This window comes from Mucilaginibacter flavus, assembly GCF_030409315.1.
GTDB classification, from domain to species: Bacteria; Bacteroidota; Bacteroidia; order Sphingobacteriales; family Sphingobacteriaceae; genus Mucilaginibacter; species Mucilaginibacter flavus.
The window spans coordinates 64,437-78,872 of record NZ_JAUFPS010000029.1; the positions used below are offsets into that span (position 1 = coordinate 64,437).

Annotated in this window: 14 protein-coding genes; 8 read left to right on the top strand and 6 right to left on the bottom strand. The window is 43.3% G+C overall.

Going from position 1 to position 14,436, the window contains the following annotated elements; translation table 11 throughout:
• The first annotated feature begins 110 nt into the window (after window positions 1-110).
• From QWZ17_RS13920 to QWZ17_RS13950, 7 genes are read left to right on the top strand one after another with little or no spacing between them, the layout of a single operon-like run.
• Complete coding sequence (locus QWZ17_RS13920) at window positions 111-992, top strand: DUF58 domain-containing protein (RefSeq protein WP_290305849.1); 882 nt, start codon at window positions 111-113, stop codon at window positions 990-992.
• Window positions 989-1,945: a BatD family protein gene (locus QWZ17_RS13925; protein ID WP_290305850.1), complete on the top strand. Its 957-nt coding sequence runs from the start codon at window positions 989-991 to the stop codon at window positions 1,943-1,945. The genes QWZ17_RS13920 and QWZ17_RS13925 overlap by 4 nt, the downstream gene beginning before the upstream one ends.
• On the top strand, window positions 1,942-2,946 hold the full coding sequence (locus QWZ17_RS13930; protein ID WP_290305851.1) for a vWA domain-containing protein: 1,005 nt from the start codon (window positions 1,942-1,944) through the stop codon (window positions 2,944-2,946). Before QWZ17_RS13925 ends, QWZ17_RS13930 begins: the two co-directional genes overlap by 4 nt.
• A 3-nt stretch (window positions 2,947-2,949) precedes the next feature.
• Window positions 2,950-3,990, top strand: a complete 1,041-nt coding sequence (locus QWZ17_RS13935; RefSeq protein ID WP_290305852.1) for a vWA domain-containing protein — start codon at window positions 2,950-2,952, stop codon at window positions 3,988-3,990.
• Complete coding sequence (locus tag QWZ17_RS13940) at window positions 3,987-4,754, top strand: tetratricopeptide repeat protein (protein WP_290305853.1); 768 nt, start codon at window positions 3,987-3,989, stop codon at window positions 4,752-4,754. The genes QWZ17_RS13935 and QWZ17_RS13940 overlap by 4 nt, the downstream gene beginning before the upstream one ends.
• Before the next feature lie 17 nt (window positions 4,755-4,771).
• Window positions 4,772-6,607: a BatD family protein gene (locus QWZ17_RS13945; RefSeq protein WP_290305854.1), complete on the top strand. Its 1,836-nt coding sequence runs from the start codon at window positions 4,772-4,774 to the stop codon at window positions 6,605-6,607.
• A gap of 1 nt (window position 6,608) precedes the next feature.
• Entirely contained in the window at window positions 6,609-7,370 is a 762-nt protein-coding gene (locus QWZ17_RS13950; RefSeq protein ID WP_290305855.1) for a tetratricopeptide repeat protein, read from the top strand.
• A 154-nt stretch (window positions 7,371-7,524) separates the two neighbouring features.
• Here the strand turns inward: QWZ17_RS13950 and QWZ17_RS13955 are convergent, their stop codons facing one another.
• The 4 genes from QWZ17_RS13955 to QWZ17_RS13970 form a co-directional block, all read right to left on the bottom strand.
• Window positions 7,525-8,412, bottom strand: a complete 888-nt coding sequence (locus QWZ17_RS13955; protein ID WP_290305856.1) for a PfkB family carbohydrate kinase — start codon at window positions 8,410-8,412, stop codon at window positions 7,525-7,527.
• A gap of 538 nt (window positions 8,413-8,950) precedes the next feature.
• Entirely contained in the window at window positions 8,951-9,454 is a 504-nt protein-coding gene (locus tag QWZ17_RS13960) for a hypothetical protein (RefSeq protein WP_290305857.1), read from the bottom strand.
• Complete coding sequence (locus QWZ17_RS13965) at window positions 9,451-10,032, bottom strand: RNA polymerase sigma factor (RefSeq protein ID WP_290305858.1); 582 nt, start codon at window positions 10,030-10,032, stop codon at window positions 9,451-9,453. Before QWZ17_RS13965 ends, QWZ17_RS13960 begins: the two co-directional genes overlap by 4 nt.
• A 219-nt stretch (window positions 10,033-10,251) precedes the next feature.
• Entirely contained in the window at window positions 10,252-10,971 is a 720-nt protein-coding gene (locus QWZ17_RS13970) for a zinc metallopeptidase (protein ID WP_290305859.1), read from the bottom strand.
• A gap of 291 nt (window positions 10,972-11,262) precedes the next feature.
• On the opposite strand from QWZ17_RS13970, the gene QWZ17_RS13975 reads away from it, so the two are divergent.
• Window positions 11,263-12,393: an NAD(P)/FAD-dependent oxidoreductase gene (locus QWZ17_RS13975; protein ID WP_290305860.1), complete on the top strand. Its 1,131-nt coding sequence runs from the start codon at window positions 11,263-11,265 to the stop codon at window positions 12,391-12,393.
• A 113-nt stretch (window positions 12,394-12,506) separates the two neighbouring features.
• On the opposite strand, the gene QWZ17_RS13980 is transcribed toward QWZ17_RS13975, so the two are convergent.
• Together QWZ17_RS13980 and QWZ17_RS13985 are read right to left on the bottom strand one after the other, a co-directional pair.
• Entirely contained in the window at window positions 12,507-12,701 is a 195-nt protein-coding gene (locus tag QWZ17_RS13980) for a type II toxin-antitoxin system Phd/YefM family antitoxin (RefSeq protein WP_290305861.1), read from the bottom strand.
• Window positions 12,702-12,713: 12 nt separating this feature from the next.
• Window positions 12,714-14,069: a UDP-N-acetylmuramoyl-tripeptide--D-alanyl-D-alanine ligase gene (locus tag QWZ17_RS13985; RefSeq protein ID WP_290305862.1), complete on the bottom strand. Its 1,356-nt coding sequence runs from the start codon at window positions 14,067-14,069 to the stop codon at window positions 12,714-12,716.
• Window positions 14,070-14,436: the final 367 nt, after the last annotated feature.

The window sequence follows — 14,436 nt, forward strand, 5'->3', positions numbered from 1 at the left end:
CCTCACCCCGGCCCTCTCCAAAGGAGAGGGAGGTAAAAGGAAAGCGGATAAAACTCTAAAAAAGACTATCAAAAGTCCTCTCCTTTGGAGAGGATTTAGGTGAGGCTCATATGGCAAAAGATACCAAGGATCTGTTAAAAAAGGTTAGGAAGATTGAGATAAAAACCCGTGGCTTAAGTAACCACTTATTCTCGGGCGAATATCATTCGGCTTTCAAGGGGCGGGGTATGGCCTTTAGCGAGGTGCGCGAGTACCAGATTGGTGACGAGATACGCACTATCGACTGGAACGTTACTGCTCGTTTTAACCACCCCTACGTAAAAGTATTCGACGAAGAGCGAGAGCTTACCGTTATGCTGCTGATGGATGTAAGCGGGTCTGAAAACTTTGGTACGCAAACCCAGCAAAAGCAGGATTTGGCTACCGAGCTTTGCGCTGTGCTGGCTTTTTCGGCCATTCAAAACAATGATAAGGTAGGGGTGATATTTTTTAGCGATAAGATAGAAAAATTCATTCCGCCCAAAAAAGGTCGCAGCCATATCCTGATGATCATTCGCGAGCTGATTGATTTTAAACCCGATAATAAAGGTACCAACGTGGCTATAGCGCTTAAATATTTTACAAGCGTTATTAAAAAGCGTTGTACGGCATTTTTATTGTCAGATTTTGTTAGCCCAGCTTTTGATGATGAGCTGAAGATTGCCAATAAAAAGCATGATATTATCGCCTTAAGATTGTATGATAAGCACGAGGAAGTTTTTCCTAACCTGGGCCTTATCCCGGTTAAGGACGATGAAACCGGCGAACTGATGTGGGTAAACACTGCCGACGAAAAAGTGCGCCATGCCTTTGGCGCGGTAGCCCGCGAACGGAACGCTAAACTTGCCGATACTTTTAAAAGATCGGGTGTTGATTTTACCAGCATAGGTACGCATGAGTCATACGTAAAACCATTAATGACATTATTTAAAAAACGGGAAGGCCGGAGATGATCAAGCATTTAAAATATTTCCTGGTATTGCTGCTTACAGGTGCTTTTTATGCCGCTTTTGCCCAGGCCCCGCAAGCCGGCGCCAAGCTGGACAGAACAACCATTAAGATAGGCGAACAAACACTGTTGCACCTGAGCATCAAACTCAATAAAAAAGATAAGGCCGAGTTTCCGGTAGTGCCAGATTCCATTGCCGAAAAAATTGTGGTTGTAGGCGTAAAAACCGATACCATAGCCGATAAAGCCGATGCCTCCCTCGAAACCATTCATAAAGCTTATACGGTAACCGGCTTTGATAGCGGGCAGTATGTAATACCATCATATGCCTTTAAAACCGGTAACGGTGTGGTTAATTCACCATCGGTAACTTTAAACGTAACTACACTTAAGGTTGATACCACCAAAGCCTTTTTTGATATTAAACAGCCGCTTGCTATTGATTATACCTTTTGGGATTGGCTGCGCGATAACTGGCAATGGGTTGTGGGTATTTTTCTTGTTTTGTTGCTGATTGCCGGCATCATCTACTACTTAAAAACACGACCTAAAAAGGTAATCATTGTGGAGCCACCAGCGCCAATACTGCCACCACACATTATAGCCCTGCAAAAACTGGCCGAACTGCGCGATAAAAAGCTGTACCAGCAGGAAGTAAAAACGTATCACATTGAGTTAAGCGAGGTAATGCGCGAGTATCTGGAAAAGCGTTACGCCATTAAAGCCCATGAGCAAACCACCGATGAGATTTTTGATAGTTTACGGTCGTTACAAATTACCGCGGATAACAAGGATACATTGAGGCAGGTATTGGTACTGGCCGATTTGGTAAAATTTGCCAAAGAGAAGCCCCAGCCTTTTGAAAATGAACAAAGTATGGATAAGGCCATAGGTTTTGTAAATAATACCAAACCCGCCTTTGTACCACAGGCCGATAAAGAAGAGGGGACAAAATGAGCTGGTTTAAAGGAATAGAATTTGCACACCCCGCGTTTTTCTGGCTGTTCCTCAGCATACCCTTAATGGTGGGCTGGTACATCTGGAAACAACAGCAATTACAGGGCAATTTAAATGTGCCTACTATAAAAGGTTTCGCGGTAGCAAAAAAGAGTTTATTGCCCAAATTCAGGCATTTCGCTATTGTAATGCGTTCATTGGCTATTGCCGCGTTGGTGGTAGCGTTGGCCAGGCCGCAATCTTCATTGAGCTGGCAGGATAGTACCACCGAGGGTATTGATATCATTATTGCCTCAGATATTTCGGGCAGTATGCTGGCCGAAGATTTTAAGCCCAACCGCCTGGAAGCCGGTAAAAACATCGCTATCGATTTTATCAAGGGGCGTCCGGATGACCGTATCGGCCTGGTGATCTTCAGCGGTGAAAGCTTTACCCAATGCCCGCTTACTATTGACCACAGCGTACTCATTAACCTGTTCAGCGATATCCGCAACGGGATGATTACCGATGGTACCGCCATAGGTATGGGCCTGGCTACTGCGGTAAATCGCTTAAAAGGCAGCCCCGCAAAAAGTAAAGTTGTGATATTGCTTACCGATGGTTCAAACAACTCCGGTTCGATACCGCCAATAACCGCTGCCGAAATTGCCAAACAATTTGGCGTAAGGGTTTATACTGTTGGTTTGGGTACAAAAGGTTTTGCACCATACCCGGTACAAACACCAATGGGCGTACAATACCAGCGCATGCCGGTGGATATTGATGAAGGTACACTTTCAAAAATTGCCGGCATTACTGGTGGGCAATACTTTAGGGCAACCAATAACGAAACCCTTAAAAATATTTACACCCAAATTGATAAGTTAGAAAAAGCCAAAATAGATGTTACTCAATATCGCCGTAAAACAGAAATGTTTATGCCTTGGGCCATTTTAGCGTTGGCTTTACTCTCACTTGAATTTTTATTAAAAAACACCCTGTTTAAAGGGGCTTTAACATAACAGATGCTACGTTTTGCACATACACAGTTTTTATGGGCGCTGTTGATCATCCCGGTATTCTTTATCGCTTTTTGGGCGGTGAGTTACTGGAAGCGTAAGGCCATCGCGTCGTTAGGCGATAAGGGGGTGGTAAAACTGATGATGCCGCAGGTTTCAACTACCAGGCCGTGGTGGAAGTTTTCTTTCTTCGCATTGGCTTGCGCCATGCTCATCATCGGCATTGCCGACCCGCAAATTGGTTCAAAAACCGAGGACGTAAAACGCCAGGGTGCCGATTTGATGATCCTGCTTGATGTATCAAACAGTATGTTGGCCCAGGATTTGGCACCAAGCCGCCTGGAAAATGCCAAACGGGCCATTGCCCAGTTGATAGACCGATTGCATAGCGACCGTATTGGCATTGTTGTATTTGCCGGCGAAGCTTACGTGCAATTGCCCATCACTACAGATTACTCGGCAGCTAAATTGTTTTTAAATACCATCAGTACCGATATGGTACCAACACAAGGTACGGCTATTGGTGCCGCGATAGACCTGGGTATGCAATCATTCGATTTTAAGAACGGCACAGGCAAGGCCATGATTGTAATTACCGATGGCGAAAACCACGAGGACGACGCCGTTACCGCCGCAAAAAACGCCCGGAGCCGCGATGTGTCCGTTCATGTGGTAGGTGTAGGTTCTGAAGCCGGCGCACCGATCCCGGTTGTTGAAAACGGCAGGCAGGTTGGCTTCCACACCGATAGCACCGGGCAGCAGGTAGTGAGTAAGCTAAGCGAGGATATGTGTAAAGAGATTTCATCGGCAGGCGGAGGTGTTTATGTACGCGCCAATAATACCAACAGCGGCCTGGGCATAGTGATGGATCAGATCAATAAAATGCAGCGCAAAACTTTAGATACCAAGTCGTTTAAGGATTTTGAAGATCGTTTCCAGTTTTTTCTGGGTATAGCATTTGTGTTGCTGCTTGTTGAGTTTTTTATATCGGGTCGCAAAAATATGCGTCTGAGTGCTATAAAGTTATTTGAGGTAAAAAAGTCATGAAGCAATTAATTATCATCGCATTATTAGTACTGCAGGCTTCATTTCTTTTTGCCCAGCAGGAAAAAAAATATATCAAAAAAGGTAACGAAGCTTACCAGGCAAAAAACTATAAAGAAGCCGAAGCCAATTACCGGGCATCGGTAGGTAAGGCGGCAAAAACGGTTCAGGGCAATTTTAACCTTGGCGATGCCTTGTACAAGCAAAAAAAATACGATGAGGCCAATAAGCAGTTTGCTAAAATAGCGGCTACCTCAAAAGATAAACAAATTCAGGCAAATGCTTTTCACAACATCGGCAACTCGTTTTTGCAAAACCGCAAGCTGGAAGAGAGTATTGCCAATTACAAAAAATCTTTAATCAGAAATCCTAAAGATGAGCAAACCCGCTATAACTTAGCGTACGCTCAAAAGCTGCTTCAAAAACAAAAGGACGATAAGAAGAACAATAAGGATAAAAACAAAGACAAGAATAAAGATAAAAACAAGGATAAGGACAAGAACAAAGACGATAAGAATAAGGATAAAGACAAAAAGGACGATAAAAAAGACGACAAGGACAAAAAGGATCAGGATAAAAAGAACCCGGATAATAAAAACGGGGATAATAAAGATCAGCAGCAACAACAGCCTCAACCCAATAGTGTATCAAAAGATGACGCTCAACGGATGCTCGACGCGCTGAACAATGATGAAAAAGCGACCCAGGATAAGCTTAAAAACAAAAAACTGAAAGGCGAGCGAAGAAAGATCGCGAAAGATTGGTAGCCTTGTATTGATAACACATGAAATTGAAGTTTTATATATTGCTCTTTCTGTTTTTAGGAACTACTTTATTTGCCGCTGCCCAGGTAAAATTCACGGCATCGGTTGATAAAAGTGAGGTAGGGACCACCGAACGTTTTGAGATTACGTTTACCGTAAACAGCAGTGCAGAAAAGTTTGTGCCACCCAGCTTTGATGGCTTTTTGGTAGAGGCTGGTCCCAACGTATCACAAAGCATGACGGTGATTAATGGCGTATCATCAGGAGCTATCGCGTATAGTTATGATTTGGTTGCCATAAAAGCGGGCGTGTTTACCATTGGTCCGGCATCTATTGCGGTAAGTGGTAAAACTTTAAAAACCCAGCCTATAAAAATTAAGGTGGTAAAGGGCACGTCAACAGCGCAGGCCAACGCGGCTGCCCGGCAGCAGGCCTTACAAGCCCAGGCGCAAGGTGCTGATGTAGTATCGGGCACCAGAAATATTAACAAAGACCTGTATATACGGGCCGAGGTTAATAAAACCAACGTTTACATTGGCGAGCAGTTAACGCTAAGCTATCGTATTTATACCCGTGTTGGTTTGGCAGGCAGCCAATTGGAAAAAATGTCAGATCTGAATGGGTTTTATAGCCAGGAGATTAAAAGCATAAGCCAAACCGCCAACTGGCGTATCCAGGTAATTAATGGCGTGCGGTTCAACGTTGCCGAGATTAAACAAAACGTACTTTTCCCCGAGCATGCCGGCAATATCACCATCGACCCAATGATCATGGATTTTATTGTGCGCGAAACCGTAGCCTCAAAAGACCCATTTGATAGTTTTTTTGGCGGGGTGAGTTACAATGATGTAAAGTATAAAATTAAAAGTCTGCCGGTAGTTATTCATGTAAAACCATTGCCAGAGGCGGGTAAGCCTGCCAGTTTTGGCGGAGCGGTTGGTAAATTCCAGATAAGTTCAACGCTTGATAAAACGCACGTAAAGGCCAATGATCCTATCAACTACAAAATAGTAGTATCGGGCAAAGGAAACCTTAAATTGTTGAAACCGGTTGCTCCTGAGTTTCCTGCCGATTTTGAAAAATACGATCCTAAAGTAACGGATACCATTGCCGATGCAGAAAGCGGCGAAACTGGTACCCGTACCTATACCTACCTGCTCATCCCAAGGCATGGCGGTAATTTTACTATCGACCCGGTTAAGTTTGCCTATTATGACCTGTCTGCAGGTAAATATGTAAGCACGCAAACCAAAGGTTTTGATATTAAGGTTGATAAAAGCGCCACCGAAAATAACGTAGTATCATTAGGCGATGCCGATAAGCAGGACGTAAAGCTGCTGAATAAAGATATTCGCTATATTAAAACAGGAGACGAAGCCGATAGCCTCACCAAAAATGGCGAAGGCTTTTATGGTTCGCCTACGTACTATTTACTGCTGCTGTTGGGGCCGTTGTTGTTTGCCGGGGCTTTGGTGTATGGAAAATGGTATGAGGTAAGTAACAGCGATATAGTGAAGGTTAAAAGCCGCAAAGCGGGCAAAATTGCCGCCAAACACCTGGCCAGCGCTAATAAACAGTTGCAGGCTAACAACAGGGTCGCTTTTTACGAAAATGTGTTTAAAGGCTTATATGGGTACCTGAGCGACAAGCTAAATATTGCGGCTGCCGACTTGAACCGAGAAAAAATAGCATCGGAATTAAAAGCCCGTAACCTTGACGAGCCTCTGATTAACGAACTGCTGGAAACCCTTGATCTGTGCGATATGGCACGTTACGCGCCGGTATCGGGCGTATCAGAACAGCAAATGTTTGATAAGGCAAAAAATATGATCAATGACATTGAAGATAAAATATAACATGCTAAAGCGTTGTATCTATATATTGCTGCTCATTGCATCGCCGTTACTTGCGTTTAGTAATGATGGTTCGGCCGCGCTGTTTAAAAAAGGAAACGATCTGTATCAGAAAGGCAAATACAAAGATGCCCAAACAACCTACCAAAAACTGGTTGACGATGGCTATCAATCTATAGCCTTATACTACAACCTGGGCAATTCTTATTATAAAACCGGCGATATCGCGCCAGCTATTTTGTATTATGAAAAGGCGCATAAATTATCGCCCGGGGATGAGGATATTAACGCCAACATCAGGCTGGCTAATACCAAAACAGCCGATAAGGTTGAAGCGCCGCAGGAATTTTTTATTACTAAATGGTGGCATGGCTTTATCCTGGCATTGCCTGCAGATACCTGGGCAATAGGAGGGGTTTTACTTGTACTTGCCGGGTTTGGTTTGTTTATTCTTTACCGGTTTACCAATTCTGTAGCTATTAAAAAAACAGCTTTCTTTTCGGCCATTGCGGCATTGATTATCGGCGTTTGCGCGGCATTTTTAGCGGGCCGGCAAACCCATTATTTCGATTCGCACCATGATGCTATCATCTTCAGCAGTACTGTTACCGCTAAAAATGCACCCATGGCTACGGCCAAAAACGCTTTTGTATTACATGAAGGCACCAAAGTAGAGATCCTCGAAAATAATGGCACCTGGATTAGGGTTCGGCTGATAAACGGCACCGAAGGCTGGGTTACGGTTGGGGATGCGAAAGAGATATAGGGAGATAATCTATCTCCATACAAGTTAAAAAAGGCAAAGTCTTCCTGAACTTGTTTCAGAACCCCATAGGACATGTTATCCGCATGGACTTAGCACGTGGGGTGCCGAAACAAGTTCGGCATGACGTAAGGTTTTAAGGCCGCCTAAGCTTCCCTTAATAACTATAAACCTTTTCCCCTTTATTCAACAACTCCAATACATCCTCTTCAGTACCTGTAAACGGCCCCGACGACGCGATGTTGTAACTTGCCATAGCGGCAGCAAATTCGCCCGCTTGTTGGAAAGAAGCGCCTTTGATGCGCTGATAAAGATAACCTGCCATATAAGTATCGCCGCAGCCTGTAGCATCAACCACAGCGGTAGGGGTATAGGCCGGGATATTGTAAAATACACCGTCGGTATAAATTACAGAGCCCATGCTGCCCAGGGTAATCACTACTTCTTTAACGCCCCAGCCGGCCAGGATGCGGGCTCCTTCAAAAATATCGGTGCTGCCGGTAAGTACTTCAGTTTCGTGTTCGTTGGCTTTCAGAATGTCAATATGTTGCAAGGCTTCGCATTTATCTGCCCAGTCAATAGCTACCACGTTTTCGTTTACTACCTCGCGTAAATAGCCTTGTACATCTAATGAAACCTTGCCGCGCCTATGTAGCTCTTTGATCAGCGATACATCAATATCATCGGCCAATAGTGGCCCTAAATGGAAAATCTTTGCTTCGGTTTGTTGCAATTGTTCAATGGTAAAAGGATTGGCCTTTTGCAGTACACGCTGCGTGCGGTGATTTTGATTTTCGGAGTAAATATTTTCAAAATAAACCGATTGCCCGCAGGCCAAGGCATCTATATGAATACCTTTGGCACGTAGCTTTTCAACCACAACCATTTCGCTTTGGCCAAGCGTGGTTACCAGGGTGTAGTTAACATCCATATTGCGGATGGCGTTTGAAAAGTAAAAGGAAGTACCTCCCGCCATGTGTTTTACCGCTTGCGGAGTTACCACTTTATCTAATGTTATATGCCCAACGCAACAAATATCGTACATGCCTTTTTATCTATTTTAAACCAGCGCCTTACCATTAAGCGGCAAACCGCAAAGGTATATAATATCAATGTTTAATTAATGTAAGGTTTTTAATACAGACAGGTTGTAAATAACCGGGGGCAGATTTCAGGTGTGTAGGTTTTAGATGAGAGCGATGATAAATTGAAGGCATATAGGTAACCCGTTAATCTGCATATCTGCACATTTGCAATCTGCACATCTGTAACCAATTAATCTGTATATCTGCACATTTTGAAATTTGCTCATCAAAAAACAGCTATAAAAAATAAAAGCCCCCTGGACTTGCTCCGGGGGACTTTCAACCTAAACCTTATCACAATTAAACCGGTAGGATTACCAGTTCATATATATATACGCAATTACTGTACCAAACAGATTTACTTCGTAAATTTTTTTATAAAGAAGCTCTATATCCTCGGTTTAGCTATAAACAAGAGGCTATTTTTATTCGTACAGATTAATGTTGCGGCTTTTGTTTAATTAATCGTTAACTTTTGCGTACAGCATTTGGAACACTTTACAACTGTTTTGCAGTTTTTTTTCTACGCAGATAGCTGTCGGCCAAAAACAGGGCCAACACCACATCAAATACCAGGAACCATTTAAATACCTGGCTGCTAGATATATTACCCATTTTGGGTAGCCTGAAACCCGCGGGCAAATTGATCTTTACATCAACTGCCGAAAGCGTAACATGAATGTTTGCAATAGTGAACACCAGCAAAGCAATAATGGAAATAGCAAAGAAGATACTTATTCCCCAAATGATGCGCGGGTTAATAGCGGCCTTTAAAGGCTGCCGCGCATTTTCGGTGCGGATGGTTTCCATCACTTTGTAAGTGAATCCCATGGATGGTTCGTCCAGTTCCATGGTTGCAAACTCCTGGTTTAACTGCAATAACTCCTGGTATTTGGCGCGGTAGGCCTCGTCCTGCTCAATAAGCAAGGTAATAGTCGCCTGCTCGGTGGGGCTGCAGGTACCATCAATATAGTTCCAGAGTTTTTCTTCTATCGGGTTCATATCAATTCTTTAACCTCATGTTTTAAATTGCGCTCCAGCTTATCTTTCAAACGCTGGCGTGCCCTGAATAGTTTAACTTTAACCGTGTTTGTCTCCATCCCCAGCGTTTGGGCAATCTCTTCTAAAGATTGCTCGCCTTTATAAAACAGGGTTATGATGGTGGCATCATCGGGTAACAATTGCTCAATGGCCTGGTTAAGGTAAAACGACCGCGATTTGTTCTCCACATTGTCGGCATCGTAAGCCGATTCATGGTTTTCTACCTGTATAAAAGCACCCTCCTCGTCTATTGACTCGGTAGCCACACGTTTCTTTCTTAAAAAGGTCATAGCGGTATTATACACAATAGTATACAACCAGGTGCTAAACTTTGCCTGCGCGTTATAGGAGGCTAAAGCACGGAACGCTTTTACAAAACAATCCTGCGCGATCTCTTCGGCATCCTCACGGCTTTTTGAAAAACGCATAGACAGTGTGAATACAAAGCGCTGGTGCCGCTTCACCAAATCGGCATAAGCCGACTGATTACCAGCCAACGTTTGTTCAATAAGTTCGATATCTGAAAGCTTGCTCTGCATTTGTTACAATCTCTCTGACAACACGACTATTACTTAGGTTACAGTCTTGGAAAAATATATGCAGATGTGCAGATTTCAGATGTGCAGATGAAGGAAGAAATGTGCGGCTGTACAGATTGCAGATGTGCGGATTTGTTTATTTCAACAGAGATTAAACAGATTGATCGCGTTATGAGCTTCATCTGCATATCTGCACATCTGAAATTTGCACATCAACTCTTAATTTCTCCTGTTAAACAAAAACGACGCGTAATACAGCAACGTAGCCAATGCGCTGATGGCTGCAACAACGTAAGTCATGGCGGCCCACCACAGGGCGTCTTTGGTTTGCTCATGCTCTTCATGGGTTTGTACAATGCTGTGGTTATTATTTAACCAGGCCAACGCGCGCCTGCTGGCATCAAACTCTACCGGCAGGGTGATAAAGCTAAAGAAAGTAACCAGTGCCAGGGCGGCAACACCAATAGCCAATACTAAAGGGTTATGCGTAAAAACAAGCAGTAAAATGCCAATCATTAAAGTCCACTGGGTTAGGGTTGAGGCGATGTTTACAGCCGGTACTATGGCCGAGCGGAAAGTTAACCATGCGTATGATTTGGCATGCTGCACCGCGTGGCCGCATTCATGAGCAGCCACTGCCGCCGCGGCGATACTCCTGCTATAAAAAACATCCTGGCTAAGATTAACTGTCCTGGTTTCGGGACTATAATGATCGGTAAGCTGCCCTTCAACACTTACTACCTGTACGTTATAAATACCGTGATCGCGCAACATGCGTATGGCCACCTCCTGGCCCGAAAGGCCGGATAGCAAGCCAACTTCGGAGTAATGCTTAAACTTACTTTTAAACCGCCATTGTACCGCAAAACTGATTAGCGCGATAATGATCATCAGGAACCACGCGGAATTATAGCCTATAATTATTGATAATGTATTCATTCTTTTAAGTCAAAATTAAAAAGTCAAAATTCAAAAATGGAACGTCTGGCCTACTTACGAAGGCAAGTCGCAAATTCCAGACTTACGAAGTTTTTAAAACTTCGTAAGTCTTTCGTCGCTTTGTCACTACACTCTTAAAGGCTTTTAAATGTGGAGCAACAACGATTATATTACGAAACTTTTAGCGTCTTTATAACTATCCATTCAAAAATTATTCCGCTTCCACAATTGTTATCAGGTAATTACAAAATTTAAAGCTCTTTTGAATTTTGAATTTTTACTTTTGAATTAATGGTGTTTTCCTACTGGGAGCGAACTTCTTTTATCGATAACGCCGATGTAATCATCATCGGTAGTGGTCTTGTTGGCTTAAGTGCCGCCCTGCATTTAAAAAAGCAGCAACCATTGTTAAAAGTGCTGGTGCTTGAGAGGGGCTTTTTACCAAGCGGTGCCAGTACTAAAAACGCTGGTTTTGCCTGTTTTGGTACAGTAAGCGAGCAAATTGAAGTAATAAACCGTTCATCAGAGGCCGAAGCCATGCATTTGGTAAATTACAAGTGGAGGGGGCTGCAATGCCTGCGGCAAAACCTGGGCGACGAAAACATCGGCTATCATCAATACGGCGGTCATGAATTATTTATGACGGACGAAGCGGAGGCTGCAAAAAACGCGTTCGATCAAATAGAACATCTCAATAAATTATTAAAGCAAGCCATCGGCGAGCCTGACATTTATGCAGTGGCCGATGAAAAAATTGCAGGTTTTGGTTTAAATAAGGTTAGCCATATCATTTATAATCCCTTTGAAGGGCAGATAGATACCGGTAAAATGATGCGTGCCTTGTTGTATAAAGTGTATGAGTTGGGCGTGTTGGTATTAAACAATGTGCATATCAACACTATCGAACAAGGCGATAATGGCATCATCCTGCAAACCACGCAGGGGAATTTTAAGGCAGGCAAAGTAATCCTGGCTACCAATGCTTTTGCAAGCCAGCTTTTCCCGCAGTTAGATGTAGTGCCAGGCAGGGGACAGGTATTAGTTACCAAACCAGTGCCGGGGCTAAAGCTAAAAGGGACTTATCATTTTGATGAGGGATATTACTATTTCCGTAATATTGATAACCGCGTATTATTCGGCGGCGGGCGCAACCTGGATTATAAGGCCGAAGAAACCTTTGATTTTGGCCATACCGATGCCGTAAAGGAAAAGCTGATGAGTTATCTTCATGAAGTAATTCTCCCCGGTCAAAACGTAGAGATAGACTATTGGTGGAGCGGCATCATGGGTTTTGGCCAGGAACTAAGCCCCATTGTAAAACAAGTAGAACCCAACATATTTTGCGCTGTACGGTGCAATGGCATGGGCGTAGCCATGGGTAGTTTAGTAGGAGAGGAAGTGGCGGAGCTGGTGCTATCGTAATTTCGGAATTGGGAATTTCGATTTCGGATTTTTGTGTCCTGTGAAAACCCATAATTTATTCGGAGAAGTCAATTTTATGCATCGCGCAATTTATTACTGCAAGGATAAGCAAGTTAATCTTCATTATTTGAACGGTCATTATTCGAGTTCGATTGAAAATGAGAAGCATCGTCATCCCATAAATGTTTTAAATCTATTTTTATACCTTTTCCTTCGCGGATATCTATCCTTGCTTGTTCAAGTCGAGCCACCATTGTTGGGGATGACATTAAATACTCAGTTTCATCCATTTTCTTTTTTCTGCCCATAATTAATAATGTTTAAAACAACTCCACCAACCGCTCCAATGCCATTCCCCGTGATCCTTTAATCAATATAGTCGCCCCGGTTATAGGTTCAGCTTTCAAGCCGACAATGGCATCTTCCGCTGTCTCGTAAAACGTAGCATCCGTTTTTTGAATTTTGAATTTTGAAATTTGACTTAAAAAGTCTTTCCCAATAAAAATCCGTTCATCCACATCGGTATCCAACGCTTTTTGAATAACCGCGGCGTGCTCAACGGCCGATTCTGGTCCCATTTCAAACATATCGCCCAGGATCAATACTTTGCGTTTGGCTTCCAGCTTGCCAATATTTTCAATAGCCACAAACATGCTGCTCGGGTTGGCATTGTAGTAATCGCAAATGAGTGTATTAGTCGCCGTTTGCACAATTTGCGACCGGTTGTTTTTAGGCTGATAACCCTCAATGCCCGCATTAATTTCGGCAGCGGGGATATTAAAATAAACGCCAATGGTAATAGCCACCAAAATATTGTGCAGGTTGTATGCACCCGTAAGCTGCGTTTTTACCCGATATTGTTCACCCGTTTTATTATTGGTCCATTCCAACCCAAGTAATGGTGAGTTTTCAACAAGTTCACCACTTACCAAATCATCTATACTGCTGGTGCCATAGTAAACCACATGGCTCAACTTACGCGCCGCAGCCATTTCAAGTAATGTATTGTCATCACTGTTGATAAACACAGCAGATGAACTTCCGGACTTTCGGACTTCCGGACTTTCGGACTTTAAAAAGTAATCATACAACTCTCCTTTACCTTTCTTCACGCCCTCAACGCCTCCGAAACCTTCTAAATGCGCTTTGCCTACGTTGGTAATTAAACCATGCGAAGGTTGTGAAATACTACATAACAGTTCAATTTCCTTTTGATGGTTAGCCCCCATTTCAATAACCGCCATTTGGTGCGATGCATCAATAGTTAAAATGGTAAGCGGAACACCAATATGATTGTTGAGGTTGCCTTGTGTTGCCTGCGTTTTATAATGCTGAGATAACACCGCGTTAATGAGTTCCTTGGTAGTAGTTTTACCATTAGTACCGGTAAGTCCAACCACCGGGATGCTCAACTGGCGGCGATGATATCGGGCCAGATCTTGTAAGGAGGTCAGCACATCATCAACCAACAAATATTTTTCGCCCAACTGGTAGGCGGGATTATCAATCACAGCATAGGCCGCGCCGGCCTCAATAGCCTTTTCGGCAAATGTATTAGCATCAAATTTATCACCCTTAAGCGCGAAGAATAGGCTGCCCGCACCAATTTTGCGGGTATCTGTACTGATAACCGGGTGCTGAAGAAACAGTTGATATAATTGTTGGGTAGTAGTCATGATGTATATAACCGCATTTTAACGCGATTCTGTAAACAAAGTAACCTTTTCAAATTTACTTACGCAAGTGACGGGGAGAATATTGGGGGAGAGAACGGGTTGTAATTTTCATTCCCTCCCCAGGGAGGGGCGTGGTGGAAATGTGCGCAAATGCAGGGAGGGGTTTCTAAAAGCGATGAGAAATGCGGTTATGAATAGTTAATTAAACCCCTTCCTTCTCCTTCCCCAAGGAAGGAATCCCTCAGGCCGACGCTTTTTAAAAAAAGAATAGAAATACTTTCCGTGTAGCGATGGGTTTAAAACCTTGAGTGTTCGAAACCTTATAAGTGGATTTTTATTTTTATTTTCGGTGTTTGTTCACATTTTA

Bases quoted from the DNA above. Each gene is read 5' to 3' on its own strand.
- QWZ17_RS13920 (WP_290305849.1), top strand. From the start codon at position 111: ATGGCAAAAGATACCAAGGATCTGTTAAAAAAGGTTAGGAAGATTGAG.
- QWZ17_RS13925 (WP_290305850.1), top strand. From the start codon at position 989: ATGATCAAGCATTTAAAATATTTCCTGGTATTGCTGCTTACAGGTGCT.
- QWZ17_RS13930 (WP_290305851.1), top strand. From the start codon at position 1,942: ATGAGCTGGTTTAAAGGAATAGAATTTGCACACCCCGCGTTTTTCTGG.
- QWZ17_RS13935 (WP_290305852.1), top strand. From the start codon at position 2,950: ATGCTACGTTTTGCACATACACAGTTTTTATGGGCGCTGTTGATCATC.
- QWZ17_RS13940 (WP_290305853.1), top strand. From the start codon at position 3,987: ATGAAGCAATTAATTATCATCGCATTATTAGTACTGCAGGCTTCATTT.
- QWZ17_RS13945 (WP_290305854.1), top strand. From the start codon at position 4,772: ATGAAATTGAAGTTTTATATATTGCTCTTTCTGTTTTTAGGAACTACT.
- QWZ17_RS13950 (WP_290305855.1), top strand. From the start codon at position 6,609: ATGCTAAAGCGTTGTATCTATATATTGCTGCTCATTGCATCGCCGTTA.
- QWZ17_RS13955 (WP_290305856.1), bottom strand. From the start codon at position 8,412: ATGTACGATATTTGTTGCGTTGGGCATATAACATTAGATAAAGTGGTA.
- QWZ17_RS13960 (WP_290305857.1), bottom strand. From the start codon at position 9,454: ATGAACCCGATAGAAGAAAAACTCTGGAACTATATTGATGGTACCTGC.
- QWZ17_RS13965 (WP_290305858.1), bottom strand. From the start codon at position 10,032: ATGCAGAGCAAGCTTTCAGATATCGAACTTATTGAACAAACGTTGGCT.
- QWZ17_RS13970 (WP_290305859.1), bottom strand. From the start codon at position 10,971: ATGAATACATTATCAATAATTATAGGCTATAATTCCGCGTGGTTCCTG.
- QWZ17_RS13975 (WP_290305860.1), top strand. From the start codon at position 11,263: ATGGTGTTTTCCTACTGGGAGCGAACTTCTTTTATCGATAACGCCGAT.
- QWZ17_RS13980 (WP_290305861.1), bottom strand. From the start codon at position 12,701: ATGGGCAGAAAAAAGAAAATGGATGAAACTGAGTATTTAATGTCATCC.
- QWZ17_RS13985 (WP_290305862.1), bottom strand. From the start codon at position 14,069: ATGACTACTACCCAACAATTATATCAACTGTTTCTTCAGCACCCGGTT.